The organism is Halomonas eurihalina, from assembly GCF_008274785.1.
GTDB lineage: Bacteria > Pseudomonadota > Gammaproteobacteria > Pseudomonadales > Halomonadaceae > Halomonas > Halomonas eurihalina.
The window spans coordinates 173,529-200,188 of record NZ_VTPU01000002.1; the positions used below are offsets into that span (position 1 = coordinate 173,529).

The window sequence follows — 26,660 nt, forward strand, 5'->3', positions numbered from 1 at the left end:
GACCGAGCTGGCGCACCAGCACCGCGTAACGAAGCGACTTGCATGTGCAGGGATTGATGCGGTGCCTTCCTAACAACGACCGAAGAGGCTCACCATGACGATTTCCATCGATGGCCAGCGGCTGTGGGACAGCCTGATGGCCATGGCCGAGATCGGCCCCACCGAGAACGGCGGCAGCTGTCGCCTTGCCCTGACCGAAGAAGACGCCGCCGGCCGGCGCTTGCTGCTCGATTGGTGCGAGTCGCTCGGCTGCACCTGGCGGGTCGATCGTATTGGCAATCTCTTCATCCGCCGTGCCGGCAGGCGTGACGACCTCGACCCGGTGGCCATGGGCAGTCATCTGGACACCCAACCCAAGGGCGGTCGCTTCGACGGCATCCTCGGTGTGCTGGCTGGGCTCGAGGTGTTCCGTACCCTCGCGGATCAGGGCATCGTCACCGAGCGGCCACTGGAGCTGGTGGTGTGGACCAACGAGGAAGGCAGCCGCTTCGCGCCGGCCATGGTCGCTTCCGGCACCTATGCCGGTGCGTTCAGCGTCGAGTCGACCCTGGCCCGCGAGGACCGCGACGGCGCGACGCTTGGCGAGGCCCTCGAGGCCTGTGGTTATGCTGGTGAGTCGCCGGTTGGCGAACCTCGCCTGGACAGCTTCTTCGAGCTGCACATCGAGCAGGGCCCGGTGCTCGAGGAAGAAGGCGAGACCATCGGCGTGGTGACCGGCGTCCAGGGCATGCGCTGGTTCGACGTGACGCTCTCGGGCCAATCGGCCCATGCCGGCCCCACTCCCATGCGCTATCGACACGATGCCCTGGCCGCGGCGGCGCGCCTGATCGACCGGCTGCAGGCCCATGCCCTGGCCGACGAAAGCGGCGACACCAAGGTCACCTGCGGATGCCTGGATATCGTCTCGTCGTCGCGCAATGTGGTGCCCGGCGAAGTGACGCTGACCATCGACCTGCGTCACGTGGTGGAGCGCGAGCTGGATGCCTTGCAGGAGCGCTTCGAGCAGTTGCTCGTCGAGGTCGGCGAGAGCTTCGGCGTGACGGTATCCCAGGAGCGGATCTGGGCCTCCCCGGTGGTTGAGTTCGCCCCCGAGTGCGTCGCCGCTGTGGAGCGGGCCACTCGAGAGCGGGAACTGCCCCATCGTCGCATGATGAGCGGTGCCGGCCACGATGCCGTCTATGTGTCACGGGTCGCGCCGACGGCCATGATCTTCGTGCCCTGTCGCGACGGCATCAGCCACAACGAGGCCGAATACGCCACGCCGGAACACTGCGCCGCGGGTGCCCAGGTGCTCTGCGATGCCATCGTCGAGCGCGCCAACCGTGCGTCCTGATAACAGGAGGTCGACATGACCCGATCCGAAACCTCGATTCCCGAAACCTCGATTCCCAAAACCCATGCCGACTGGCGGGCGCTGGCCGCCTTGCTGGTCGAGCAAGGTCTCGAGACCCGTGCCTATGTCGACGATGCCTTCGTCGCGGCCATCGACCGCATCATGCGGGTGACGCGTCGGCTGCGTTCGGGCCAGGTGTTCGTCAACAACTGGGCGGACATGGACCAGACGGTGCCCTTCGGCGGCGTCAAGCAGTCGGGCAACGGCCGCGACAAGTCGCATCACTCGCTGGAGGAGTACTCCGACCTCAAGGCCGTCTGGATGTCGCTGACCCCCGCGCCCTGAGGGTGCTGAATTCGGTGGCGCGGGGCTGGAGGACCAGGCCCTGCCCGTCGGGCCGATGGTGTGTGGTGTCTTGAGTCTCCGGAGACGATGGTTTTATGTCTACACTGAGTCAGACAGGGAGAAAGATGTCCTGCTCCCGGAAGGAGCCTCACGGGCCGGCGACCCATCCGGCCACCGGCCGCTGTCCGACGGCTAAAGAGAGGGTTCCATTATGTCCCGCCAAGACTGGCGTCTCGAAGGAGACTGGCTCAAGAACTGCAATTGCGCCTTCGGCTGTCCCTGCGACTTCCTGGCGCCTCCCACCGAGGGAGAATGCCTGGGTTTCCTGGGCATGCGCATCACCTCCGGCCATTTCGGTGACACGCGCCTCGACGGTCTGAGTTTCTTCGTGGTGGTGAAGTTCCCGGGGCCGCTGCACGAGGGTAACGGGGATGCTCAGGTGTTGATCGACGAAAGCGCCAGCCCGGCCCAGCTCGAGGCGCTGTCCGAGATTCTTTCCGGAGCGCATTCCGACGAAGGCACGCTCTTCCATATCTTCAGCCTGATCGTGGCTCGGCTGCACGATCCCATCGTCGCGCCGATCGAGTTCGAATTCGATATGGCCGGGCGCACGGCCCGCATCGAAATTCCCGGTGCCTTGAGCTCCCGGGTGACGCCGATCCGCAATCCCGTGACCGATGAGCCTCATCGCATCCGGGTCGTGATGCCGGAAGGCTTTGAGCATCTCGAGGGCGAGGTGGCCTCGGCGGATATCGAGAGTACCGGTGAGCTGGCCTTCACGACCCGTGGGTCCCACAGTACCCTGGCTCATGTGATCCAGACACCCCAGGGGGTCGCCGCCTAGAGGGCTTCGACATGCAAGCGAACCCACTGGAGCGGCTGTTGCGCCACGACCGGCGCTGGGTGCTCGGCGGTCTGTGCCTGGTCATCGTTCTGTGCTGGGCTTACTTGATCGCCGAGGCTGCCCTGATGGCGCGTGGCGGGAGCCTGATGATGCCCATGACGGGGGGCGTCTGGTCGCTCCTCGATGCGGGGCTGATGTTGTTGATGTGGGGCTTGATGATGGCGGCGATGATGCTGCCCAGTGCCGCCCCGATGCTTCTGCTGCATGCCACTATGACCCGGCGGCGGCGCGCCCGTGGCGAAGCTGCCGCGGCGACGGGGCTCTTCGCCGCCGGCTACCTGATCGTCTGGGTGCTGTTCAGCCTGGCAGCGGTACTGCTGCAGTACGGATTGCAGCGGGCGGCACTGCTGTCGCCGATGCTGGCGCTCACCAGCCAGGGCGTGGCGGGGGTGGTACTGATCGGTGCCGGGCTCTACCAGTGGTCGCCGCTCAAGGAGGCTTGCCTGCGCCATTGCCGTTCACCGCTGGAGTTTGTGCTCACCCGGTGGCGCGAGGGCAGGCTAGGCGCCCTGATGATGGGGCTGCATCACGGTGCCTATTGTCTCGGCTGCTGCTGGGTGCTGATGCTGCTGCTGTTTGTCGGCGGCGTCATGAGTCTGGTCTGGATTGCCGGGCTGGCGCTCTGGGTGCTGGTCGAGAAGCTGGCTCCTGCCGGTCACTGGCTGGGGCGCCTTCTGGGCGGCGTGCTGGTGGCCTGGGGTGGGATGGCCCTGTGGGCGGCCCTGACCTGAGGCGCTATCTATTGGAGGAGGCGCTCAGTTGCTCTGCTGACGCGAGACCAGCGCCACGTGGTCGAGAAACAGCCGGAACAGCTGCGACTGGCTGGAGACTTCGAGGCGCTGGTAGAGGTGCTTGCGGTGCACCTTGACGGTGCCGTCGCTGATGTCCAGCTCGCGGGCTGCCGACTTGGTGGAGTGGCCGGCCAGCAACAGGCGCACGATCTCCCGTTCGCGTGCCGTCAGGCTCTCCTGGCCGAAGCTGTCGAAGGCCTCTTCCACCGGCTCTCGTTCGTCCAGGCACTGGTGGAAGCGATGCTCCTGCCATTTCCAGTATTCGCTGAGCAGGACCTCCAGTACTGGTGCGATGTGGCGCAATGCCTGCAGGTCCCGGCGAGTGACTCGGGGCGCGTCATCGCGAAATCCCAGCGACACCACCATCACCACGTTGGTATCGACCCTGGCGAACAGGCCGATTTCGTCGGTGAGCCCCAGGGCACGGTAATAGTGATGATAGTAGTCGCTGCTCTCGAAACGGTCCGGGGCCAGTTCGCGCAGCCGATGCGCGCCGCTCTCCAGGCCGTCGTACACGGCCTTGAAGAAGGGATCCAGCAGATAGGCCTGGCTCAGGTAGCGTTCGATGCCCTGCTCGCGCCGTGCCGGCGGATAATTGTCGTGAATCAGCAGCGGTCGCCGTTGTCCCTTGTAGGTATTGATCAGGATGGTGTCGAAACCGACCAGCTCGCGCAGTGTCTGTTCCAGCAGGGTCGGAAAGCCGCTGCCGGCGGCGGCCTGGAACAGGCGGGCCAGGTGACGGTGCCAGGTCAGGCTGGCGGCATTGGCGAGATGCTCGGTCGGGGTCACGAGGATTACCGTACTGATGGATGACGAACCGCATCCGGCAGCATATCACGGCGGCGTTCGGTGAGCCGCCCTGCAATGCGGGCTGGCTAAGCGGCGCCGTGCACCGCATCATGAAGGGGCCGGACGAGCAAAAGGGGAGGATCGACGACACCATGCTGGAGTTTCTGCAGGGAGCGGCCTATGGCCTGTTCCTCACTTGCCCGCCGTGGTGCCTGGTCGGCCTGGTGAATCCGCGGCTGGCACTGCCCACAGAGCATCCGCAGCGCTGGCGTGTGCTGGTGCGCTACGGCGCCGTGCTGCCCTTCATCAGCCTGTTGATGTGGTTGACATCGCTGTGGGGTGGCTTCGGTCCCAGCCTGTGGGGCTGGCTGGCGGGCCTGGTGGCCATCGCCGTCGGACTGCCCCTGGAGCGTCGCTGGCGTCGCTGGCGAATGCGCCGCCAACAGCGTCGGTTCGAGGCTGCCCGACGCCGCGAGCGTGCACGCGCCGAGTCTGGTGTCGTCGAACTCGATCCCTCTCGTCCGCCAGTGGGGGCCGACGAGCTCGTCCAGGCTCTGTGCCGCGTCAAGGGCGAGCTGCTGGGCGTCGAGCGTCCCGAGCTGGCGTCCCGGGTCGATCGCCTCCATGGCCGTTATCGTCACGTCAACGAGGTGCTGGAGAGTCGCTTCGAGCCCGGCGAGCTGGCCTTCGAGCGGGCTCGCTCGTTGGTTGAGCAGGTGAGCCTGGGGGCGGTGGACGATTTCGACGCCATGGTCGACCGGGCGAAGGGAATTCGCGGCATGGATGTCGACTACGTGCGCAGCCGGCTTGCCAAGGATGCCGTGCGCCTGTCCGCCGAGGAGACCGAAGCCCTGCGCCGACGGCTGGCGTTGATCGAGGAGACCGAGATCGCCCTGCGCCGGCTCGCGGCGCGCAACGAGGCGGCGCTGACGGCACTCGACGATGCCGCGGTGACGCTGTCGCGCGTCGTCACCGGCCGCCCCAAGGCGGCCCTGGGCGCGGAGCGGGCCTGCGACGAACTGCGGCGTTTCATCGAGGGGGCCGAGCGTTATGGGCAACGGCAACAGCCGCACTCATCCGACTGAGACAAGCCCCAGGCTGACAAAGGAGAAACACCATGACTGATGCCTCCGCGGACAAGCCGGGTAGCCGCCTGTCGCTGCCGCCGGTGGAGCGTATCGCCGAGGAGCTGGAGCGGGACGAAGCGGACCATCGAGAGACGCTGGACCCGGAACTCGAGGCGCTGGCCGAGGCCTTCGTCGAGGAGATTCTGGGCGATAACGCCAGCGCTGCCGCCGAGCAGCGCCGTGCGGTGGACGAGATGGGGCTCGACCTTCAGCGTCAGGCCGCCCATCAGAGCGAGATGCTCAAGACGCCGCTGCATCAGCTGGCCCGTGAAGGGGAAGACGGCGGGGCGGTCGCCAAGGCCCTGGGGGACTTGCGAGGCCGGATGACCCGGCTGGATCCGCGCCATCACCGCCTGGAGCCGGGGCCGCTGGACCGTGTGCGGCGGCTGATTCCGGGCGTGGGGACGCGCCTTCAGCGTTACTTCCAGCGCTTCGAGACAGCCCAGCAGGCACTCGATGCCATCATCGCCGATCTGGAAAGCGGCCGTGATCGGCTGGCCCGTGACAACCTGACCCTGAGCGACGATCAACAGGCCCTGCGCGAGACGCTCGGCCAACTGGAACGCCAGGTTGCGCTAGGACGCGCCATCGACGCACGCCTGGAGAACGCCCTGCCGGAGTTCGATGAGCAGCGCCGCAGTTTCGTCGAGGAGGAACTGCTGTTCCCGCTGCGCCAGCGGATTCTCGATCTCCAGCAGCAACAGGCGGTCAGCCAGCAGGGCGTGCTGGCCCTCGAGGTGATCATCCGCAACAATCGCGAGTTGATGCGGGGCGTGGACCGGGCGATCAATGTCACCGTTTCGGCGCTCAGCGTGGCGGCCACGGTGGCCCTGGCGCTGGCCAACCAGCGGCTGGTGCTGGAACGCATCGAGTCGCTCAATGCCGCCACTTCCGAGACCATCGCCGGTACCGCCGAGGCGCTGAAGCGTCAAGGTGTGGACATCCAGACCCGGGCGTCCTCGGCGACGCTGGACATGCAGTCGCTGGAACGCGCCTTCGGCGATGTCATGGGCGCCATCGACGACCTGGCGCATTACCGTCGCGATGCCTTGCCGCAACTGGCGTCGCAGATCGAGCGCCTGGAGGGCCTGGCGCAGCGAGGGCGGTCGGCGACCGAGCGCCTGGATCGAGGCGAGCCGGGCGACGATGAGGCGCGCTGAGCTTCCGATTCAGGAGGCGCTGAATAAATCACCGAGCCTAGTAAAGTGCAGGGCGCCCGGAGCGCAGAAAGCGAGACATAACGAGGGGTTAGGCGAGCTTTCGACCGGGCTGGCGTACCAGCACCGCGTAACGAAGTGATTTGCAGGAGCAGGTATTTATGCAGTGCTTCTTTCACTTGAAGCGTGAGCTGGCTCTTTTCCACGCCTCCCGTAAATGCTCCCAGGCCTCGTCGGCGCCCTGGCGCATGTCGTCCCAGGCTTCCTCGCCGGAGGCCTGGAGCTCATCGAGCCGGCGCCGGGCCTCGTCGCGGCGTGCCTTCAGGCGGTCGATGTCTTCCTGATGGCGCTCGCGGGTCTGCTCGCCGGCCTGGCGCGCCCGCTCGGCCAGCGCCTCGATCTCGGCATTCCATTCGGCGAGGCTCTCCTTCAGGCGTTCGATAAAGGCGTCACGTTGATTCATGGGGGCTCCTCCACAGAGTGTTGTCTGTCTTCTCTTGACGATCCTGCCGGTCGCCATGAGTTCCCCGCTCGAGCGCAAAAGAGCGCTGCGACCTGACTCTCGCACGAGCGTATCTCGATACATCATGGGCAAGTGCCGCCATATCTGGGCACTCTCTGGACTATGCTGAAGGGAGCGATGCTTGCATCTTGCATCTCCTGGAAGGCATCCGGGATGAGCCGCGATGCCTTGACGACGCGGCCTGGAGCCGCAAGGGGCGATCATGGATACCGGAGCGCGCAATGTCTTCGTAGTGGGACTCAACGATGCCAACCGAAAACGACTCGAAAGCCTGAGGGGGGCCGGCGCCAGCCACTTCCATGGGGTCATCGACCCCGAGGTGGTCTACGACACCGAGGTCTTCGATATCGCTTCCATGCTCGACAAGGCGACCGCGCAGCTGGAGGCCTTCGATGGCAGCGTGGATGCCATCGTCGGTTACATGGACTTTCCCGTCTCGACCATGCTGCCGATCCTCTGCGAGCGTTTCGGCACGCGTTCCCCTTCGCTGTCGAGTCTGCTCAAGTGCGAGCACAAATACTGGAGCCGGCGGGTACAGAAGGAGGTCATTCCTGACTATATCCCGGCCTTCACGGCCTTCGATCCCTTCAACGACGATGCCCTGACCCATATCGGCGAGGCGGGGCTCTACTTTCCCTTCTTCATCAAGCCGATCAAGTCCTCGGGGTCGCGACTGGGATTCCGTATCGATACCCCCGAGGACTTCTACCATGCCATCGAGAAGCTGCGCGAGGACATCGGCCTGATTGCCGATCCCTTCAACACCGTGCTCGAGCACGCCCGCCTGCCGGACGAGATTGCCGCCGTGGACGGCCACTTCTGCATGGCCGAGGCGATCATCGGCGGCTGGCAGTGCACCGTGGAGGGATATGTCTTCGAAGGCGAGGTGGTCAGCTACGGTATTGTCGACTCACTGCGCTATCCCCAGGTGCTGAGCTTCTTTCACTATCGTTACCCCTCGGGGCTGCCCGATCCCGTCCAGGACAAGATGCGCGAGCTCACCGACACAGTGATGCGCCACATCGGCTTCGACAACTCGGCCTTCAACATCGAGTACTTCTGGGACGAGGTGCAGGACCGCATCTGGCTGCTCGAGATCAATACCCGTATTTCCCAGTCCCATTGCGATCTCTTCGAAAAGGTCGACGGTGTCAGCCACCAGCAGGTCACCGTCGACCTGGCGCTCGGGCGGCGCCCTGACATGCCGCATCGCGGGGGCGACTACGCGGTGGCGGCCAAGTTCTTCTATCGGGTGTTCTTCGTCGACGCTGTCATCACCCGCGTGCCCAGCGACGAGGAGATCGATGCCCTGGAGGCGGACTTTCCGGGCAGTGTGATCGCTCTGCAGGTGGCGCCGGGACAGCGGCTGTCGACCATGCCCGAGCAGGACAGCTACAGCTATGCCCTGGCCTACATCTGGATGGGGGCCGACAGCGCGGAACGCTTGCTGGATGATTACGAGCGACTCGCAGCGCGATTGATGTTCGATTTCGACGAGATCGAAGGTTGACCAAGGAGACGTGGATGCGCGTTGTCGATGCATTTCCCCGTGCGGTGCATGAGGAAGAAATCTGGATTCCCATGGCCGATGGTACCCGCCTGGCAGCGCGGATCTGGCGACCGATGGATGCCGAACGACATCCGGTACCGGCGATCCTTGAGTACCTGCCCTATCGCAAGCGCGACCTGACCGCCGCCCGCGATGTCCAGACGCATCCTTACTGGGCCGGCCATGGTTATGCCGGGGTGCGGGTCGACATTCGCGGTACAGGCGAGTCTGATGGCGTGCTGACCGACGAGTACCTGCCCGAGGAACTGGCCGACGGGGTGGCGATCATCGAGTGGCTGGCCGCGCAACCCTGGTGCAGCGGCGAGGTGGGGATGGTGGGGATCTCCTGGGGTGGGTTCAATGGCCTGCAGATTGCCGCCCTGGGGCCGCCCCAGCTCAAGGCGGTGATCTCTCTGTGTTCCACCGACGACCGTTATGCCGACGACATCCACCACATGGGCGGTTGCCTGTTGGGCGACAATCTATCCTGGGCGTCGACGATGTTCGACGGCAATGCTTGCCCGCCGGATCCGATGCTGGTCGGGGATCGCTGGCGAGACATGTGGCTCGAGCGCCTCGAAGGAAGCGGCCTGTGGCTGGCCGAATGGCTCGCCCACCAGCGCCGCGATACCTACTGGAAGCACGGTTCGGTGTGCGAGGATTTTTCGGCTATCCGCTGCCCGGTCTATGCCATCAGCGGCTGGGCCGATGGCTACTGCAATGCCGTCTTCCGGTTGCTGGCCGGTCTCGATGTGCCGCGCAAGGGGCTGATCGGGCCCTGGGCTCACAAGTATCCGCACCTCGGCGTGCCCGGTCCGGCCATCGGCTTTCTGCAGGAAGCGCTGCGCTGGTGGGACCAGTGGCTCAAGGGGCGCGACACCGGCATCATGGATGAGCCCATGTTGCGAGTCTGGATGCAGGAATCGGTACCGCCCTCGGCGCGCTATGAAGTGCGTCCCGGGCGTTGGGTTTCCGAGCCCGTCTGGCCGTCGTCGCGCATCGTCGATGCATCCTTCCGGCTCAGCGTGGGTCATGACCTGTTGCCCGAGGAGCAGGGCGACGATGACGACGCCGTGCTCACCCTTCGTTCGCCTCTGTCGGTGGGGCTCTATGCCGGCAAATGGTGTTCCTACAATGCTCCGCCTGATCTACCTCACGATCAGCGGGACGAGGATGGGGGCGCGCTGGTGTTCCAGACGCCGCGTCTCGAGGAGCGCGCGGAGATCTGTGGTCAGCCCGCAGTCGAGCTGGAACTCGAAGTCGATCAGCCGGTGGCCATGGTGGCGCTGCGCCTGATCGATGTCGCCGAGGACGATAAGGCCACGCGCGTTTCCTATGGCCTGCTGAACCTCACGCATCGCGACAGTGACGAGTCACCGGAACCGCTGGTGCCGGGGCAGCGCTATCGGGTACGAGTGGCGCTCAAGCATATTGCCCAGCAGTTTCCCGCCGGCCATGCCATCCGCCTGTCGTTGTCCACCAGCTACTGGCCGTTGGCCTGGCCGGCGCCGCGTCCGGTCATGCTGACCCTGTGCCCCGGGCGCAGCCGGCTCATTCTGCCGATGCGAACGCCGCGCCCGTCCGAGGAAGCAGGCCTTCCCGACTTCCCCGAGCCGGAGGGCGCGCCGCCGATCGCCAAGACCCTGCTCCAGCCCACTCGGGAGAGCTGGCGGGTGATCCGTGACCTGGCCCACGACCAGACCACCCTCGAGGTGATCAACGACGAGGGGCGCTACCGGCTCGACGATATCGACCTGGAGATCGCCGCCCGGGTCACCGAGCGCTACCGCTACGCCTACGGCAGCTACGACAGCGTCAGCGGCTGGACCGAGTGGGAGCGCAGTTTCCGCCGTGACGACTGGGAGGTGCGCACCCTGACCCGGACTCTGATGACCTGCGACGCCGACAATTTCCGGCTGCGCGCTACCCTGGATGCCTGGGAAGGCGAGACCCGGATCTACGCCCAGACCTGGGACGAGACGATTCCGCGGGATCTGGTATAGCGGGCATCTTCACAGGGCATGCGGAGAGGCGGGACGATGGTCGAGGAGGGCGGCGAGCTGCTATCTTGAGCCTTTCTCGACAGGGATGCCCCCATGAGCGTGACGACCGCCGATGCGGCCGCGAAGCCCTGGGCCTCGCGCAAGGAAATCCTCGGCTGGGCGATGTTCGATTTCGCCAACCAGGCCTATACCCTGCTGATCATCACGGTGGTGTTCGGCGAGCTGTTCACCACGGTGATCGTCGGGGACCGAGGCGATGGCTATCGGCTGGCCAACTTCCTGTGGAGCCTGGCGCTGGCGATCAGCTATCTGCTGGTGGTGATCACCGGCCCGCTGTGCGGTGCGGTGATGGATTACCGGGCCGACAAGAAGCGGTTCCTGTTCGCCAGTTACCTGGCCACCATCGGTGCCACCGCCATGCTCTACTTCGTGGCCCCCGGCTACGTGGTGCTGGGACTGGTGCTGATCGTGGTATCCAACTACGCCTATTCGATGGGCGAGTCCTTCATCGCCGCCTTCTTGCCCGACCTGGGGCCGCCGGAGGCTCTGGGCCGCATTTCGGGCTTCGGCTGGGCGCTGGGCTACGTGGGTGGGCTCTTTGCCGCCGGCTTCACCCTGGTGGCCCTGGGCGAGGCCACTGCCGATAACTTCGAGCGCATACGCTGGGTAGGGCCCTTCGCCGCCGGCTTTTTCCTGGTCGCCGCCATTCCCACCTTCCTGTGGCTGCGCGAGCGCGGCACGCCGCAGCCGCCGGGATTGCCCTATCATCGGATCGCCTGGCAGCGGGTTTCCACGACCCTGCACGATCTGCGTCATTTCCGCGATTTGGCAACCTTCCTGGTCTCCCTGCTGTTCTCCATGGCCGGCGTCTACATCATCATCGCCTTCGCCTTCATCTACGGGGCTCAGGTGATCGGCTGGGATGCCGCGATCCGCAATGTCATGTTCATTATCGTCCAGATCACCGCTGCCGCCGGCGCCCTAGGCTTCGGTGCCATCCAGGACCGCATCGGCACCAAGCTCACCTACCTGATCACCCTGGCGCTGTGGGTCGCGGCGATCGTGGCGATCTGGGCCACGCCTGAACTCACCGCCTGGCTCAACGCAAACTTCGGCCTCGGTTGGGAGGCGCAGCACCTCTTCCTGGTGGTCGGCTGCCTGGCAGGGCTCAGCCTCGGCTCGAGCCAGTCCGCCAGCCGTGTCCTGGTGGGATTGTTCTCGCCGCGTCGCAAGTCCGCCGAGTTCTTCGGCTTCTGGGGGCTTGCCAACAAGCTGGCGGGGGTGTTCGGCATCATTGGCCTGGGACTGCTGCAGTCGGTGGTCGGCCTGCAGGCTTCGATCCTGCTGTGCGCGGCGCTGTTCATCATCGCCATTGTGATCTGTCTGGGCGTGAGCCAGGCGCGCGGCATGCAGGCGGCGCGCGACTGGGAAGCCCGCAATGGCGGGTGACGTTCGCTCATCCCCCTTACCGGGGGCGCTCGAGCGAGAAGCGGTCGGTGGTGCGGCTGTAGTCGGCACCGGCGAGGCGGCCGATGGGGCGCAGCACCTCGATGTTCACGTGGCGGCCATCCCAGACGTCGGCGTCGGCATGTACCACCACGACCTCGGCCAGCACGAGATTGCCCGAGCGCGGGCGGTCGCCAAAGCGGATCACATCGCGTACTCGGCAGCCGAAGGCCAGCGGTGCCTCGCCGATGCGCGGAACCTGTAATCCCGGCATGGCGGTCTTGGTCAGGCCGGCATGCAGGAACTCGTCATCGCTGCGGGGCAGGCTGGCGCTGGTGGCATTGAGCGGCTCGGCCAGTGCTTCTCCGCCGATATGCACCACGCATTCCGCCACTTCGTCGAGGTTGTGCAGGGTATCCTTGGCCGCGCCCTGGCCGTCCAGCAGTGGCGAGAAGGCCAGCACGGGCGGGTCGACGCTGGCCACGTTGAAGAACGAGAAGGGGGCCAGGTTGGCGTTGCCGGCTGAGTCCAGGGTCGAGACCCAGGCGATGGGCCGCGGCGCGATGGCGCCCGAGAACAATCGGTAGAGGAGGTCGGCGCCGAGTTCGCTGGCCTTCCGGGTATCTGACATGTCGGTCTCCGCGACGGTGGAAAGCCCTCATCCCAGCATGGGCCACGCCCCGGGTCCAGTGTCATAGTGATGGGGGCGCTCATCGTGTCGGGGTAGCAAGGGCCGAGGAGGAATCGTGGGGAACGAGCAACGCGAGGTGAGGCGATTCGGTCTCGGCATGATGCTGTTGTTCTGGGCGCTGTTGCTGGGACTCGGCACCTGGTGGCTGCAGGGCATGCTGGAGCGCCGGGAGAATCCGAATGCCCATCTGGTCAATATCGAAGCCGGCGAGACGCTGACGCTCGAGCGCAACGCCTCGGGGCATTTCGTCGCCACCGGGCGCATCAATGGCGAGCCGGTGCCCTTCCTGCTGGATACCGGCGCCACCTTCGTGGCGGTGTCCGGCTCTCTGGCCGAGCGACTCGACCTGGAGCGTCAGGGCGAGGCCTGGTTCGCCACGGCCAATGGTCGGGCGCGAGGCCATCTGACCACTCTCGACACGGTCAGCCTGGGCGGTCTGACCGCTCGGGAAGTTCGCGGCTCCATCAGCAACGGATTGCCGGGCAACAAGGCCCTGCTGGGCATGAGTTACCTGGGGCGCTTCGATATTGCGATCAGCGGAGACCGGCTGACCCTGCGGGTGCCGTCCGACGCCTCCTCGGAATAGGGCAGGTCGTGGCGAGCCTGTTATCATGTACGTATGAACAGTGCTTCCTCCACTGAGGGCGTCTCGGCGTCCCTCGATGACCCGCGCTACTACCTGAGCAACTTTCAGTTCGTGCTGGACTGGGTTGCGGTACGGCACGACGACCTGCTGGACGATGCCGAGCGGGCCTTCCTCGAGTCCTTTCCCCGGTTGCCGATGGCGTCCCGGGCCTTGCTGGTGCGCATGGTGATGCGCCGGGGCGAGGTCTTTCGGTACTCGAGGCTCGAATATGCCGAGATCGGCGCGGTGGAGGCGGCCCTGGCGCCGCTGCTGGAAGCTGGCTTCGTCGAGGACGATCCCGCGTGTGATGTCGGGGAACTGTTTCGCCAGTTGCGCCTGTCCGAACTGCGTCAGGCATTGGCCGGGGAGATCGCCGCGGCCGGTCTATCGCGTTCGCTTGGCAAGGCGGTGCTGCGGGAGGCGCTGGAAGCGCGGCTGACCGACCCGCTCCCGCTGACCGAGTGGTGGCCCGAGGCCCCGGATCGCCTGGTGCGTCTGACGGTGATGCCGCTGTGCGACCGGCTGCGCCTGATGTTCTTCGGCAACCTGCGCCAGGACTGGGCGGAGTTCGTGCTGGCCGAGCTGGGTGTGCAGCGCTTCGAGACGGTGCCCTTCGATGTCGACTCGCGGGCGTTCGGCTGCCGCGAGGAAGTCGAGGATTACGTCTTCCTGCATCGGCTGCGCGAGCGTCTCGACGAGGGTGAGTGCCCGCTGGCGCTGGGTGAGCACCTGGGCGAAACACCGGCGCGCAATACCTGGCTGGCAAGCCGGCGAGCGAGACTGCTGGTGCGTCTGGGGCGGGAAGCCGAGCGCCGCGGCGAAGGCGAGGTGGCCCTGTCGTATTACGCCCGGTCCGGGGATGGCGAAGGGCGCATTCGTCGGCTGCGCCTGCTGGAACGACGCGGTGAGCACGAGCGGGCACATGCCTTGCTTGAGCAGGCGGTCCCGGTCGGCGAATACGAGGCCCAGGCCCTGTCGCGCCTGCGACCGAGGCTGTGTCGTCGACTCGGGCTGGCGCCGCCCTCTCCGTCGCCCGAGTCACGCCCCAGGCGCTTCGACCTGGTGTTGACGCCCCATGCCGGCGGGGTGGAGCTGGCCGTGGCCGAGCATCTCGCCAGCCCCGAGGCGCCGGTCCATTTCGTGGAGAACGCCCTGATCTGCGGGTTGTTCGGCCTGTTGTGCTGGGAGGTCATCTTCGCGCCCTTGCCCGGCGCCTTCTTCCATCCCTTCCAGGCCGGGCCGGCGGACCTGGGGCGCGAGGACTTCGTGGCCCGCCGCCGCGGACGCTTCGAGGCTTGCCTGGCCGAGCTGGACGACGGGCGCTATCGACGTAGCATCCTCGACCGTTGGCACGCCAAGCATGGTCTGGCCGCGGTCTTCGTCGACTGGGAGCGGTTACCGCTGCCGCTGGTCGAGCTCGCCCTGGCGCGTTTGCCGGCGGCGCATCTGCGTGCCTGCTTCGAGCGCTTGTTGGCCGATCCCCTGGCGAACCGTTCCGGGCTGCCCGACCTGATCCAGTTCCTGCCCGACGCCGAGTCGCCGAGGTATCGCCTCATCGAAGTCAAAGGACCGGGCGATCGCCTCCAGGACAACCAGCGTCGCTGGCTGAGCTTCTTTCAGGCACGGGGCATTCCGGCGGCGGTGTGCCATGTCGCCTGGCGGGAGACGTCATGACGACGTGCGAGACCGGCGACGGTTACCGGGTGGCGGTACGTGCCCTGTGCGAGTTCACCGCCCGCCAGGGCGATCTGGATCATCGTTTCACGCCCGCGCCCAGCGCTCGCGAGGGCATCGAGGGGCACGCCCGGGTGGTTGCCCGGCGCGGCGATACGTATCGGCCCGAGGTGGCGGTGTCGGGCCGGGTGGAGGGCCTGATCGTCGGCGGGCGTGCCGATGGCTTCGATCCGCATCTGCGGCGCGTCGAGGAGATCAAGACACACCGTGGCGATCTCTCGCGCATGGGCGACAACCAGCGCGCCCTGCATTGGGCGCAGGTCTCGGCCTATGGCGCCTTGCTGTGCGAGGCTGAAGAGCTGACGCGGGTGACGCTGGCGCTGGTCTATCTGGATGTCGTCACCGGCGCCGAGACGCTGCTGACCCGGGAGGCCGAGGCCGGCGAGCTTCTCGACTTCCTGGCGGAACTGTGTCGGCGTTTCCGGGCCTGGGCGGAGTGCGAGGCGAGGCACCGCGAGCGGCGCGACACGGCACTCGCTGAACTCGCCTTTCCCCACGACGATTTTCGGCCCGGGCAGCGCGGGCTCGCCGAGGACGTCTACCGGGCCGCGGCGAGTGGCCGTTGCCTGTTGGCCGAGGCGCCCACTGGCATCGGCAAGACGCTGGGGGCGCTGTATCCCAGCCTGATGGCCATGCCGCGTCGTCACATCGACCGGCTGGCCTTTCTGACCATGAAAACGCCGGGACGGCGGCTGGCACTGGATGCCCTGTCGGCGCTCGGCGCCGAGGCCAGAGATGAGACGCGCCTGCCGTTGCGGGTGCTGGAACTGGTGGCTCGCGACAAGGCCTGCGAGCATCCGGATCGTGCCTGCCATGGCGAGTCCTGTCCGCTGGCACGCGGTTTCTATGATCGACTGCCCGAGGCACGCCAGGCTGCGGTCGAGCGTGGCTGGCTGGACCGTGACGCTCTGCGCGAACTGGCGCTGGAGCATGGCGTCTGTCCCTATTATCTGGGCCAGGAACTCACGCGCTGGTGCGATGTGCTGGTCGGTGACGTCAATCACTACTTCGACGACGGCGCCTTGCTGCACGGCCTCGCCCAGGCCAATGACTGGCGGCTGGCACTGCTGGTGGACGAGGCCCACAACCTGGTGGAGCGGGCGCGGGGCATGTACAGCGCCGGCCTGTCCCAGAAGCGGCTCAACCGGCTGCACCGCGAGGCACCACCGGCACTGCAACGCTCCCTGGGGCGATGGGTGCGTCGCTGGCGGGATCTGCTGCGCGACATGCCGGAGACCGAATGGCAGGCCCTGGCGGCGGTGCCCGACGGCTGGCTCGGTGCCTTGCAGGGAACTGTCTCGGCGATCGGCGACTATCTGGCCGAATACCCCGATGGCGGCGATCCGGCTCTGCGCGACTTCCTGTTCGAGGCGCTGGCCTTCGCCCGGTTGGCGGAGCGCTTCGGCGATCATTCCCTCTGCGAACTGCGGCGCAACGGCCGTGGCCAGGCGGAGCTGGGCATTCGCAATCTGGTGCCGGCGGATTTCCTGGCGCCGCGTTTCGCTGCGGTGCACTCGACGGTGCTGTTCTCCGCGACCCTGAGCCCGCCCGAATATCATCGCGACCTGCTGGGGCTACCGGCCGACAGCGTGGTGCGCCGGGTCGCCTCACCCTTCGACGCCGAACAACTGGAAGTGCGCTGTCGCACCGATATCTCGACCCGCCTCAAGGATCGCGAGGCCTCACTGGCGCCGATCGTCGACGAACTGGCCGGGCAGTACCGCCGATGGCCGGGACATTATCTGGCCTTCTTCAGCAGCTTCGCCTACCTCGAGTCGGCCCGGGCGCGGCTCGAAGCCGAGCATCCGGAGGTGCCGGTGAGGGCTCAGCGGCGCGGCATGAGCGAGTCGGAGCGCGAGGCCTTCCTGGCCGACTTCGCTCCCGGCGGCAGCGGCATCGCCTTCGCGGTGCTCGGCGGGGCCTTCGCCGAGGGCATCGACCTGCCGGGCGAGCGGCTGGTGGGGGCCTTCGTCGTCACCCTGGGGCTGCCGCCTTTCGATCCGATCAACGAGGCGCTCAAGCAGCGGCTTCAGGCCCGTTTCGGGCGTGGCGACGATTACGCCTACCGGGTGCCGGGGATGATCAAGGTGGTGCAGGCCGCCGGACGGGTGATTCGCGGCCCCGGCGACCGGGGCGTGGTGGTGCTGATGGACGACCGCTTCGCGCGGCGGGAAAATCGGGCGTTGTTACCGGATTGGTGGCAGGTCTAGTTGACGGGCTACGGGCTACGACGTGTCAGTATCCTGCTCGCCACTCGCCACTCGCCACTCGCCACTCGCCACTCGCCACTCGCCACTCGCCACTCGCCTTCCTCCTTACCTCTTACCTCTTACCTCTTACCTCTTACCTCTTACCTCTTACCTCTTATCCCTCACCTCTTACCTCTTACCTCTTATCCCTCACCTCTTACCCCTTCAATAATGCGTATCTCGCGTCTCGGTGATCGGCGCTGGTGCCTCGGTGACCACGTCTTCGTCGGCTTCGAACAACTCCTCCAGCTCCTTGGCGGCCTGCTGTGCGGTCTGGATCTGCTGGGCCTCGTCGCCGAAGGTTTCTGTCTGACGCATCAGGGTCGTTGTATCGTGGTGGCGGAAGGTGTCCACGGTGTGCTGCGCGTGTTGGCGCTCGATGCCGAGCGCGACCAGCACCTCCCGGGTCAGCTCGAGACTGGCCGGCAGCAGGTCGCGGACGATGTCCTGAACGCCGGCGCGCATCAGCAATTGGGCGTGATGGCGATTGCGGGCGCGGGCGAACAGGCGCAGTTTCGGGAAGCGTCGCTGGACGCGCTGGACGATGCGCAGAGAGGTCTCGACATCCGAGATGGCGACCACCAGGATGCGGGCGCGGTCGGCGCCGGCGGCCTCCAGCAGGTCGAGTCGAGAGGCGTCGCCGAAGTAGATCTCGTTGCCGTAGCGGCGCACGAAGGCAACGTGCTCGGCGTTGATGTCGAGGATGGTGTAGGGGATGTGCAGCCCCTGCAGCGTACGGCCGATGACCTGGCCGAAGCGGCCGAACCCGGCGATGATGATCTGCGCTGAGGTGTCGGCGGGCTGGTCGTATTCGCGCTTCGGTGCGGGCGGTGCGAACCGTGGACGAACCAGCCGGGTGTGGAGCTGGAAGAGCACCGGCGTGGCAGCCATCGACAGCGAAACCACCAGCACCAGCAGTCCGACCAGATCAGGGGCCAGCAGGGCGGCGGCGCCAGCGGCGGTGAGCAGCACGAAGGCGAATTCGCCGCCCTGGGACAGCAGCACGCCGAGATTCAAGGCGTCTCGCCAACTGGTGCCGTAGGCACGGGAGGCAATCATTACGCTGGCCCACTTGGCCACCAGTAGCAGCGCGGTGAGGCCGAGCACCAGGCCGGGGCGTTCGCCCAGCAGGCCGATCTGGGCGGTCATGCCCACGGCCATGAAGAACAGCCCCAGCAACAGGCCGCGGAAGGGCTCGATATCGGCCTCGATGCTGTGCCGGTACTCGGAGTCGGCCAGCAGTACACCGGCGATGAAGGCGCCGAGCGCCATGGACAGGCCAGCCAGCTCCATCGACAGGGCGGCGCCGATCACCACCAGCAGGGAGGTGCCGGCGAATACCTGCCGGCTGCGCGTGGCGGCGGCGAAGCGAAACAGTGGCCGCAGCAAGTGGCGACCGCCGACGATCAGGGCGATGAAGGCACCCACGCCGATCAGCGTATCGCGCAGCATGACACCCCAGCCGTCCGTCATGACGACACTGCCGGCCAGCAGCGGAATGGCGGCCAGTACCGGAATCGCCGCCATGTCCTGAAACAGCAGCAGCGCGAAGCCGAGCCGGCCGTGGCGGGTGGTCAGCTCGCCCTTTTCGCCGAGCAGTTGCAGCACCAGGGGCGTGGAGCATAGCCCCAGGCTGAAACCCACCACCAGGGCGGGGGCCGGTGACAGCCCCAGCATCAGGGCGAGACCGCCCAGGACCAGGCTGGTGATCAGCATCTGCAGACCGCCGAACCCGAATACCGGCTTGCGCATCAGCTTGAGGCGTGACGGCTTGAGTTCCAGGCCGATCACGAACAGCAGGAAGACGATGCCGACCTCGGAGAACTGCAGTACCGCCTCGGCATCGGGCACCAGGCCCAGCACCGAGGGCCCGATGACGACGCCGGCGATCAGGTAGCCGAGAACCTCGCCGAGCCCCAGGCGCTTGACCAGTGGCACGATCAGCACGGCGGCGGCGAGGAAGATCAGACAGTTGTAGAGCAGGTCGATGGCCACGTGATCACTCCGTCGATGGGGCTGGCATTCAAGGTCGGTCCCGGGGTTCGCCACGCTCGCACTTGCGGCATGTCAGGACGAGGCCGAGCCGGGAGCGTCGGCCTCGTTCGGTCAGTACCCAAGGGCGTTCGGTCCAGGGTGGCTGGTGACGCACGTGCTGGTCGTGGCCGCAGGCGAGTTCCGCCACCCAGTGACCCTCCTCGTCGCGATGATAGCCGATGATGGCCTGATGCATGCGTCGATCCGGGGCGCTTCAGGCCGCGGGGGCGCTGGCCCGGGGCAGCACGATGTCCCGTGTCAGGGGAGCCAGGGGCAATGTCGCGGCATCGACGGGCGAGACCCAGCGCAGTTCGGCGATTTCTGCGGCGGCTTGGGGTGGGCCGTCCAGTTCGACGCGAAACAGATGAGCGTGCAGTCCATGGCCGGGTTCGTTGGCCGCCGGGGCGGTGAATTCGCCGAGCGGCTCGAGGTGGCGGGGTCGGCAGCCGAGTTCCTCGAACAGTTCCCGGGACAGGGCGTCGGCCGGCAATTCATGGGGCTCGATCTTGCCGCCGGCCTGCATGAAGGCGGTAGTGTCGCGTTTACGGACCAGCAGCAGTCGTCCGCTGGCATCCTCGATCAGGGCGGCGGCGATATGCAGGGTGGGCGCGGCAGCGGGCATGGCGAACTCCGACAGTGATGGCCTCGTCATTCTAGCATCGACGACTGCCGGGCCGGGATATCGAAGAGGCGCAGGTGCGAGACGACCACGTCCTCGACGGTGGCCAGGGTCTCGGCATCGAAGGTCTCGAGGGAGAGGCGACGCAGCAGGGGCTCGCGGGCGATCAGGAAGAACACGATCTGCCCGACCAGGGTGTGGGTCTCGAGGGTGGTGACCGGGTCGTCGGCGTCGCGTCCGGTGAGACGGCCGATCAGGCTGCTCAGCGTCGCCTGGACCACGCCGAAGGCCTGGTTCTGCAGGATATCGAAGGCTTCGCTGGGATGGAGCTGCTCGCGCATCACCATCAACAGCCAGTGGCGGCATTCGAGGTCCGTGGCGAAGGTGCGCACCATGCGCCGCACGATGTCTTCGAGGGTCGCCCGGGCGGCTGCGCGGTCGTCGGGTACGCTGCCGGGTGCGCCGATGCCCAGGCGCTCGCGCAGGGCCCCGGCGATGTAGCGCGCCGCGGCGAGGTAGAGGCCGTGCTTGTTGTCGAAGTAGTAAGCGATGGAACCGATGTTGGCTTGGGCTTCATCGGCCAGCATGCGGGTGGTGGTCGGTTTGTAGCCGTGCTCGCCGAACAGCCGGATGCCGGCCTGGATCAGGCGCTCGCGGGTGGTGTCGGCGCTGGACATTTCAGGCACCTCCGTCGTGGTCGGCGGTATCGATGCCGAAGAAGAGGGTGTAGAGCACTGGCACGACCCCGAGACTCATGATGGTGCCGATGCCCAGGCCGAAGGCCATGGCGGCGGCCATGCCGTAGAACAGCGGGTCACGGCCGACGATCAGCGGCAGAAAGCCCAGGATCGTGGTGATCGCCGACATCAGGATCGGCCGGAGCCGTCGCGCCGAGGCGCGCACCACGGCATCGCGGGCGGGAGCGTCTGGGGCCAGCGCGCGGCGTTCGATGTCGATACGGTCGATCAGCACGATGGCATTGTTGATGATGATGCCGGCCAGGCTGTAGAGGCCGAGCATCACCATGAAGCCGAAATCGGCCCGGGTGGCCAGTAGCCCCAATGCCACGCCGACGATCACCAGCGGGATGGTGGCGACGATCAGCAGGGGCCGCTTGAAGGAATTGAACTGGGCCACCAGCAGGATGAAGATCAGACCGAGGCACAGCGGCAGGTTGGCTTGCAGGGCCGCCTGGCCTTCCGCCGATTCCTTGACCACGCCGTCGAACTCGATCCAATGGCCGGGTGGCAGGTCATCTTCCAGTTGTCGCAGTGCCGGCTCGACCCTGGGTACCATGTCCTCGGCGGTCAGGTGGCGGTTACGGCTCTCGACGGTGATGGTGCGCACCAGGTTCTCGCGGTCGATCCGGTAGTAGCCGTTGTCCAGCCGCACCTCGGCGACCTGGCTCAGGGGTACGCCCTCGTCGGCGGCTTCCCCGGGATAGACAGTCAGTGATTCGAGGCGCTCGATGCTGGTGCGCTCGCGCTCGGCGTAGCGCATCATCACCGGGATGATGTCGTCGCCTTCGCGGTAATGGCTGAGGTGATAGCCATCGATGGCGGCACTCAGCGAGCGGGCGATGTCCTCTGAGGTGATGCCGGCGCTGCGTGCTCTTGCCTGGTCGACGTCGATGGTCAGCGAGGGAATGCGCGCTTCCCAGCTCTGGCGAATGTCCTGGGAGCCGTCGATGCCGGCGAGAATGGCTTTCACGCGCTTGGCCGCGTCGAACAGGACTTCACGGTCCGGGCCCTTGACCTGGACCTGGAGCAGGGTGCTGTCGGAAGGTCCCAGGAACATCCGGGTGACCTGAGGCGAGATGTCCGGATGGTGAGTGGCCAGGTAGTGACGCGTGGCGTGAATTACTGCGTCGACGCGGTCGCGGTCGGCCACGTTGAGCACCATGAAACCCTTGTTGGGCGCCGGGTCGATGGGCGTCAGCGAAAGCACGAAACGCGGGCCGCCGAAGCCCGAGTAGGCGGCAACGCTGGTGAGGTCGTCATGCAGAGAGGGGGCCTCGAGCAAGGCCTTGCTCAGTTCGCTGACGCGCCGGTCGGTGGCATTCGCGGCGATGTCCGAGGGAAAGTCGATGGTCACCAGGACCTGGTTGCGGTCCGAGTCGGGAAAGAACTTCTGGGGCACCAGTTGCATCAGGCCCACGCCGCCCACCAGGGCCAGCCCCATGAGGACCAGGAAGATCGCGCGATGATGCAGCATGCGCCGCAGCAGCCGGGCGTAGCGCCCCGACATCCAGCGGAACAGCCGGTCGGAGAGGGGCGGGGAGGCGGAGTCTTCCCGAGGGGTGGTGGGCGCCTTGAGGAAGCGGTAGCACAGGGCCGGCGTCACCGTCAGCGACAGGAACCAGGAGCTTAGCAGGGTGATGGCGATGACGATCGAGATCGAGCGGGTATATTCGCCGGCGACGTGCTCGGCGAGCATCAGCGGCAGGAAGACCAGGATGGTGGTCAGGGTCGAGGAAAACAGCGGCATGGCCAGCTCGCCGCCGGTCTCGGCCAGTGCCTGGTCGCGGGTGGATCCGGCCTCCAGGCGGGTCTTGAAGTCTTCGGCGATGACGATGGCGTTGTCCACCAGCAGGCCCAGGGCGATCACCAGGGTGGCCAGGCTGGCGCGCTGCAGGGTCATCTCGGTCAGGCCCATGATGGCCAGGGTGACCAGCATCACCGCGGGGATGATCGAGCCGACGATCAGGCCGGTACGCAGGCCGAGGAACAGCACCACCACGGCGAGCACGATGACCAGCGTCTGCATGACGCTGGAGGTGACGCCGTAGACGGCATTGGCGACCTGCTCGGGCTGGAAGGTCATGAGGTCGAGGGAGTAGCCCGCCGGCAGCGTGTCGCGCAATTCGTCGAGGCGCGACTCGATGGCGTGGCCGTAGTCGAGCACGCTTTCGCCATCGAGCATGGAAATGGCGAAGACGATGGCCGGCTTGCCGTTGAAGTAGGCGGTGCGGTCGGCCGGATCCTCATAGCCACGGTACAATTCGCCGATGTCGCGCAGCCTCAGGGTGCCGCCTTCGGGCAGTCGAATCTCGGTATCGCCCAGGGCGTCGAGGCTCTCGAACTCGCCGGTCACTTCCAGGGCCAGGCGTTGTTCGCCGCTGTCCATGATGCCGCCGGGGGGATAGATATTGCGGCTCTGGATCTGGCCGGCCAGCTCGGAGGGCGACAGGCCGAGTTCGGCGAGGCGTGCCTCGCCGACGTCGATGAAGATGCGTTGCTCCTGGACGCCCAGCAGTTCGACCTTCTTGGTTCCCTCGACAGCATACAGGGCGGCGCGGATATGCTCGGCGATCTCCTGTTGGTCGGCCTGGGGGAAGTCGTCGGCGGTCAGTGCCGCGGTGACCACTGCCACATCACCGAAGTCGTCGTTGATGATCGGGTCCTGGGTGCCCTCGGGTAGTTGCGGGGTCGTCGCCTCGACCTTCTTGCGCAACTCGTCCCAGATCTGATCGAGATTGAAGTAGCGATCCTTGATTTCCACGTGAAGGATCGAACGGCCGCGCATGGAGGTCGAGCGGATACGCTCCACCTCGCCAATGGTGCGGATGCTCTCTTCCAGTGGCTTGCTGATGTTCTGCTCGACCTGTTCCGCCGGCAGGCCCGGATAGGCGGTGGTCACCAGGGCCTCGCGGATGGTGATTTCCGGATCCTCTCGGGCGGGCATGGCGAAGTAGCTGAAGATGCCGTAGAGCATGGCCACCAGGGTGGCCAGGTAGAGAACGGGACGGCGCCGATGGGCGAGCTGGCTGAGGTTCATGGAAACCCTGGTCGTTGTCGCGTTAGGGAAGTACTTCCTTAGTTGTAGCGTTCCGGGCCTTGGCCAAGCAGGCTCACTTGCTGGCCCGGATCGACGAATTCGGTGCCTCTGGCGACGATCCGCTCGCCCGGTGCCAGATCACCGCGTACCTTGGCGCGTTCTTCGCCGATATCGACCACCGTCACCTCGACGCTTTCCAGGCGGTCGTCCTCGTCGATGCGCAGGACGTGCGCGCGTTGCCGGTCGTCATGGACCAGGGCGGTGAGGGGAATGGGCAGAACGGATGCATCCCGAGCCGGTTCGGCCAGCGCCAGTTCCACTTCGGCGGTCATGCCGGCGCGCACGCCTGCGGGCGGTTCATTCAGGGCCAGAATGACGGGATAGTTGTTGGACGAGCGAGGCTGGGTACCCAACTGGGTGAGCGTGGCCGGCGCCGTGATGCCGCCCAGGGCAGGGAAGCTGACCTTGTGGCTCGAGCCGGTCGACAGGGCGTCGACCAGGGTCTCGGGCACACTGGTTTCCACTTCGAAGCCATCGCGATCGGAGATCACCTCGAGAATGGTCTGATTGGCGGCGACGCGCTCCGAAGGCTCGGCCTGACGCGCGCTGACCGAGCCGGCGAAAGGCGCACTCAAGGTGGTTTGCGTGAGATCGCGCTCGGCGAGCTCCTGGGCGGCGACTGCCGAAGCGTGACGTGATTCGGCGGTGTCCAGCCCGGCCCGCGCGGTATCGAGCTGGGTCTCGCTGACATAGCCCTTGTCGGCGAGACTCGACTGGCGGCGATAATCCTGGCGCTTCTCGATTAACGAGGCTTCGGCCTCGCGGGCTTCGGCGCGGCGTTGCTGAGCCACCAGATGGTAGCGCTCGTCATCGAGGGTCGCCAACGTATCGTCGGTGTCGAAATGATCGCCCACGTCGACATCGAGGCTTTCGAGCTTGCCGGAAATCTCGAAGCTCAGCGTGGTGCGCTCGGCGGCCCGCACCCGGCCCGAGAGATGGGTGAGTTCGCGTCCGTTGCCGGCCTGGATTGTGTAGCTGTCCACCACCGTCGGAATCTCGGTGGTGGATGACGTCTCCGGCGAACAGCCGGCCAGCGGCAAGACGAGGCCAAATAGCAGCGTGACAAGAACCGACGGTCGATGCGCGCGGAACATGGTGGCGATCCTCGAGAACGAAACGGTCAGGCGCAGCCGAGGCGCCCAAAGTCTCGAGGCAGTGTATTAATCAATTGATTAAATCGCAAGAAACAAAAAACGGCAGCAGAGCCCGCCGGATTTATAGCGTGGTCCTCGGGGGGCTGATTCGACGGGCCGGCGGTATACGGGCCGCTGGCCCGACCGAAAGCCGTGGGGTTTCAGCTGTCGTCGGGCTTCCGGTAGTGCCCGGGCACCGTGACACGGTCGCCATTGGGCATTTGACGCACATGTGTGGGGACGTAGACGCGCTTGATGACGCTCTTGCGTTCACTCATGGGAACCTCCTTGCCAGCCGTCAACGCAACGGTACCAAGGCGTACCCTAGCCAGAAGTCTGGGTGAGAATCAATATTATTCTTGAAAAAATATGGCAAGGCGGCTCTGGTCGGTGGAAGGAGAGCTGGTCGGTGCCAGAAGAGACGTCATGCTGGATTGTTGGTGGTTCATGGATGCTGCTGACAATATGAGCGAATTATCTTGCTCGCCTGGCCACCTAGACTGTCTCCCGTCATTGTCTGGTACAGCAAAGGAGACTTCCCATGGTGGATCGTACGCTCGAAGGCAAGGTGGTGTTGATCGCTGGCGGCGCCAAGAATCTCGGCGGCTTGTTGGCACGGGATCTCGCGGAAAATGGTGCCGCTGCGGTGGCCATTCACTACAACAGCGATGCTACGCGTCAAACCGCCGAGGAAACCCGGGAGTCGGTCAAGGCACTGGGCGCCGACGCTGAACTCTTTCAGGGCGATCTGACTCGCGCCGATAACGTCACTGTGCTGTTCGATGCAGTGTCGAGCCGGTTTGGCAAGGTGGACATTGCCATCAACACTGTGGGCATGGTGCTCAAGAAGCCGATGCTGGAGATCAGCGAGGCCGAGTACGACACCATGTTCGACATCAATTCGAAGAGTGCCTTTTTCTTCCTCAAGGAAGCCGGGCGAGTGTTGGAGGATCACGGCAAGATCGTGACGCTGGTGACTTCGCTGCTCGGCGCTTTCACGTCCTATTATTCGACCTATGCGGGTGGCAAGGCGCCGGTGGAGCATTTCACGCGTGCGGCGGCTCAGGAGTTCGGCGAGCGTGGCATTTCGGTGACGGCTGTCGGCCCCGGGCCGATGGACACCCCCTTCTTCTATGGTCAGGAAGGCGAGGATGCGGTGGCGTTCCACAAGAGCGCCGCTGCGTTGTCGGCGTTCAGCAAGACGGGACTGACGGACATCGAGGACGTGGTGCCGCTGATTCGCCACTTGGTGACCGATGGCTGGTGGATGACCGGCCAGACCCTGCTGGCCAATGGCGGCTACACCACCAAGTGAGCCGAAGACGGCCGGGCGGGATGCCTGGCCGCTGTTTTCCTGCCCGTGTGAGCCTGGTACGCCTGTCGGCATTCAACGGCTAGGCTGGGAAAGCAGCTAGGCTAAACAGGTGTAGTGAAAAAGGTGTCACCGGCTTTCAGGGAGGACAGATGCGCACCTTGTTGATTCTGTTGATAGGCATCGTGGCGGTGTGGCTGCTGGCCCGCTATTGTCCGCGAGCGCACAGGCGCCCGGCGGCGGTGGCCTTCACGCTGGTCTGGCTGCTGGCCTGTGGCTGGAATCTCGCCATTGGGCTTTCGCACGGGTACGCGCTCGGCGAGGAACTGGCGATTCATGCCGTGCTGTTCGTCATCCCCGTTGGGCTGGCGTGGTGGCGGCTCGGGCGTCGTGTGCCGCCGCCTTCATGAGGGGCCGCTGCACCGGCATGACATCCTCTTTCGTTTTTAGCGTTATCGG

At 65.9% G+C, this 26,660-nt stretch carries 22 protein-coding genes and 1 pseudogene; 14 read left to right on the top strand and 9 right to left on the bottom strand.

What is annotated here, in order from left to right:
- Nucleotides 1–94 precede the first annotated feature (94 nt).
- The 4 genes and pseudogenes from FZZ93_RS03760 to FZZ93_RS03775 all read left to right on the top strand — a co-directional run bounded on the left by FZZ93_RS03760 (nucleotide 95) and on the right by FZZ93_RS03775 (nucleotide 3,313).
- Nucleotides 95–1,333, top strand: a complete 1,239-nt coding sequence (locus FZZ93_RS03760) for a M20 family metallo-hydrolase (RefSeq protein WP_149320990.1) — start codon at nucleotides 95–97, stop codon at nucleotides 1,331–1,333.
- Nucleotides 1,334–1,483: 150 nt separating this feature from the next.
- Nucleotides 1,484–1,678, top strand: a pseudogene (locus FZZ93_RS03765) (aldehyde dehydrogenase family protein); the annotation flags it as partial.
- A gap of 211 nt (nucleotides 1,679–1,889) precedes the next feature.
- Nucleotides 1,890–2,522 (top strand): DUF1326 domain-containing protein, encoded by a 633-nt coding sequence (locus tag FZZ93_RS03770; protein ID WP_149320991.1) that lies wholly within the window; start codon nucleotides 1,890–1,892, stop codon nucleotides 2,520–2,522.
- A gap of 11 nt (nucleotides 2,523–2,533) precedes the next feature.
- Nucleotides 2,534–3,313: a DUF2182 domain-containing protein gene (locus FZZ93_RS03775; protein ID WP_149320992.1), complete on the top strand. Its 780-nt coding sequence runs from the start codon at nucleotides 2,534–2,536 to the stop codon at nucleotides 3,311–3,313.
- 24 nt (nucleotides 3,314–3,337) lie between these two features.
- Here the strand turns inward: FZZ93_RS03775 and FZZ93_RS03780 are convergent, their stop codons facing one another.
- The gene (locus tag FZZ93_RS03780) at nucleotides 3,338–4,162 is read right to left on the bottom strand and encodes a helix-turn-helix transcriptional regulator (RefSeq protein ID WP_149320993.1); all 825 of its coding nucleotides are present in this window, start codon (nucleotides 4,160–4,162) and stop codon (nucleotides 3,338–3,340) included.
- 20 nt (nucleotides 4,163–4,182) lie between these two features.
- On the opposite strand from FZZ93_RS03780, the gene FZZ93_RS03785 reads away from it, so the two are divergent.
- Together FZZ93_RS03785 and FZZ93_RS03790 are read left to right on the top strand one after the other, a co-directional pair.
- The gene (locus tag FZZ93_RS03785) at nucleotides 4,183–5,247 is read left to right on the top strand and encodes a cobyrinic acid a,c-diamide synthase (RefSeq protein WP_246146098.1); all 1,065 of its coding nucleotides are present in this window, start codon (nucleotides 4,183–4,185) and stop codon (nucleotides 5,245–5,247) included.
- 32 nt (nucleotides 5,248–5,279) lie between these two features.
- Nucleotides 5,280–6,449, top strand: a complete 1,170-nt coding sequence (locus FZZ93_RS03790; protein WP_149320994.1) for a toxic anion resistance protein — start codon at nucleotides 5,280–5,282, stop codon at nucleotides 6,447–6,449.
- Nucleotides 6,450–6,621: 172 nt separating this feature from the next.
- Here FZZ93_RS03790 and FZZ93_RS03795 read toward each other — a convergent pair whose 3' ends face one another.
- The gene (locus FZZ93_RS03795) at nucleotides 6,622–6,909 is read right to left on the bottom strand and encodes a sll1863 family stress response protein (RefSeq protein ID WP_149320995.1); all 288 of its coding nucleotides are present in this window, start codon (nucleotides 6,907–6,909) and stop codon (nucleotides 6,622–6,624) included.
- Between the two features lie 262 nt (nucleotides 6,910–7,171).
- On the opposite strand from FZZ93_RS03795, the gene FZZ93_RS03800 reads away from it, so the two are divergent.
- From FZZ93_RS03800 to FZZ93_RS03810, 3 genes are all read left to right on the top strand, one after another.
- Nucleotides 7,172–8,479, top strand: a complete 1,308-nt coding sequence (locus FZZ93_RS03800) for an ATP-grasp domain-containing protein (RefSeq protein ID WP_149320996.1) — start codon at nucleotides 7,172–7,174, stop codon at nucleotides 8,477–8,479.
- Nucleotides 8,480–8,493: 14 nt separating this feature from the next.
- Nucleotides 8,494–10,521 carry a CocE/NonD family hydrolase gene (locus tag FZZ93_RS03805; protein WP_149320997.1) on the top strand — a complete coding sequence of 676 codons (2,028 nt, stop codon included), beginning with the start codon at nucleotides 8,494–8,496 and terminating at the stop codon, nucleotides 10,519–10,521.
- A 93-nt stretch (nucleotides 10,522–10,614) separates the two neighbouring features.
- Nucleotides 10,615–11,970 carry an MFS transporter gene (locus tag FZZ93_RS03810; RefSeq protein WP_149320998.1) on the top strand — a complete coding sequence of 452 codons (1,356 nt, stop codon included), beginning with the start codon at nucleotides 10,615–10,617 and terminating at the stop codon, nucleotides 11,968–11,970.
- 16 nt (nucleotides 11,971–11,986) lie between these two features.
- Here FZZ93_RS03810 and FZZ93_RS03815 read toward each other — a convergent pair whose 3' ends face one another.
- Nucleotides 11,987–12,598 (bottom strand): flavin reductase family protein, encoded by a 612-nt coding sequence (locus tag FZZ93_RS03815; protein ID WP_149320999.1) that lies wholly within the window; start codon nucleotides 12,596–12,598, stop codon nucleotides 11,987–11,989.
- Between the two features lie 115 nt (nucleotides 12,599–12,713).
- Here FZZ93_RS03815 and FZZ93_RS03820 point away from each other — a divergent pair, with 115 nt between their 5' ends.
- From FZZ93_RS03820 to FZZ93_RS03830, 3 genes are read left to right on the top strand one after another with little or no spacing between them, the layout of a single operon-like run.
- Entirely contained in the window at nucleotides 12,714–13,244 is a 531-nt protein-coding gene (locus FZZ93_RS03820; RefSeq protein WP_149321000.1) for a retropepsin-like aspartic protease family protein, read from the top strand.
- Between the two features lie 33 nt (nucleotides 13,245–13,277).
- On the top strand, nucleotides 13,278–14,957 hold the full coding sequence (locus tag FZZ93_RS03825) for a VRR-NUC domain-containing protein (RefSeq protein ID WP_149321001.1): 1,680 nt from the start codon (nucleotides 13,278–13,280) through the stop codon (nucleotides 14,955–14,957).
- Nucleotides 14,954–17,227, top strand: coding sequence for an ATP-dependent DNA helicase (locus FZZ93_RS03830; RefSeq protein WP_149321002.1), 2,274 nt, complete (start codon nucleotides 14,954–14,956; stop codon nucleotides 17,225–17,227). The genes FZZ93_RS03825 and FZZ93_RS03830 overlap by 4 nt, the downstream gene beginning before the upstream one ends.
- A gap of 204 nt (nucleotides 17,228–17,431) precedes the next feature.
- On the opposite strand, the gene FZZ93_RS03840 is transcribed toward FZZ93_RS03830, so the two are convergent.
- The 6 genes from FZZ93_RS03840 to FZZ93_RS03865 are packed head-to-tail and all read right to left on the bottom strand — an operon-like array spanning nucleotide 17,432 to nucleotide 24,850.
- On the bottom strand, nucleotides 17,432–19,261 hold the full coding sequence (locus tag FZZ93_RS03840; protein ID WP_149321004.1) for a monovalent cation:proton antiporter-2 (CPA2) family protein: 1,830 nt from the start codon (nucleotides 19,259–19,261) through the stop codon (nucleotides 17,432–17,434).
- Nucleotides 19,262–19,289: 28 nt separating this feature from the next.
- On the bottom strand, nucleotides 19,290–19,496 hold the full coding sequence (locus tag FZZ93_RS03845; RefSeq protein ID WP_149321005.1) for a DUF3565 domain-containing protein: 207 nt from the start codon (nucleotides 19,494–19,496) through the stop codon (nucleotides 19,290–19,292).
- 18 nt (nucleotides 19,497–19,514) lie between these two features.
- Complete coding sequence (locus tag FZZ93_RS03850; RefSeq protein ID WP_246146099.1) at nucleotides 19,515–19,952, bottom strand: NUDIX hydrolase; 438 nt, start codon at nucleotides 19,950–19,952, stop codon at nucleotides 19,515–19,517.
- Nucleotides 19,949–20,596, bottom strand: coding sequence for a CerR family C-terminal domain-containing protein (locus FZZ93_RS03855; protein WP_149321006.1), 648 nt, complete (start codon nucleotides 20,594–20,596; stop codon nucleotides 19,949–19,951). Before FZZ93_RS03855 ends, FZZ93_RS03850 begins: the two co-directional genes overlap by 4 nt.
- A 1-nt stretch (nucleotide 20,597) precedes the next feature.
- Nucleotides 20,598–23,696 carry an efflux RND transporter permease subunit gene (locus FZZ93_RS03860; RefSeq protein WP_149321007.1) on the bottom strand — a complete coding sequence of 1,033 codons (3,099 nt, stop codon included), beginning with the start codon at nucleotides 23,694–23,696 and terminating at the stop codon, nucleotides 20,598–20,600.
- Between the two features lie 38 nt (nucleotides 23,697–23,734).
- Nucleotides 23,735–24,850 carry an efflux RND transporter periplasmic adaptor subunit gene (locus FZZ93_RS03865; protein ID WP_149321008.1) on the bottom strand — a complete coding sequence of 372 codons (1,116 nt, stop codon included), beginning with the start codon at nucleotides 24,848–24,850 and terminating at the stop codon, nucleotides 23,735–23,737.
- 580 nt (nucleotides 24,851–25,430) lie between these two features.
- On the opposite strand from FZZ93_RS03865, the gene FZZ93_RS03870 reads away from it, so the two are divergent.
- Complete coding sequence (locus FZZ93_RS03870; RefSeq protein ID WP_149321009.1) at nucleotides 25,431–26,204, top strand: SDR family oxidoreductase; 774 nt, start codon at nucleotides 25,431–25,433, stop codon at nucleotides 26,202–26,204.
- A 149-nt stretch (nucleotides 26,205–26,353) separates the two neighbouring features.
- The gene (locus FZZ93_RS03875; protein WP_149321010.1) at nucleotides 26,354–26,611 is read left to right on the top strand and encodes a hypothetical protein; all 258 of its coding nucleotides are present in this window, start codon (nucleotides 26,354–26,356) and stop codon (nucleotides 26,609–26,611) included.
- Nucleotides 26,612–26,660 lie beyond the last annotated feature (49 nt).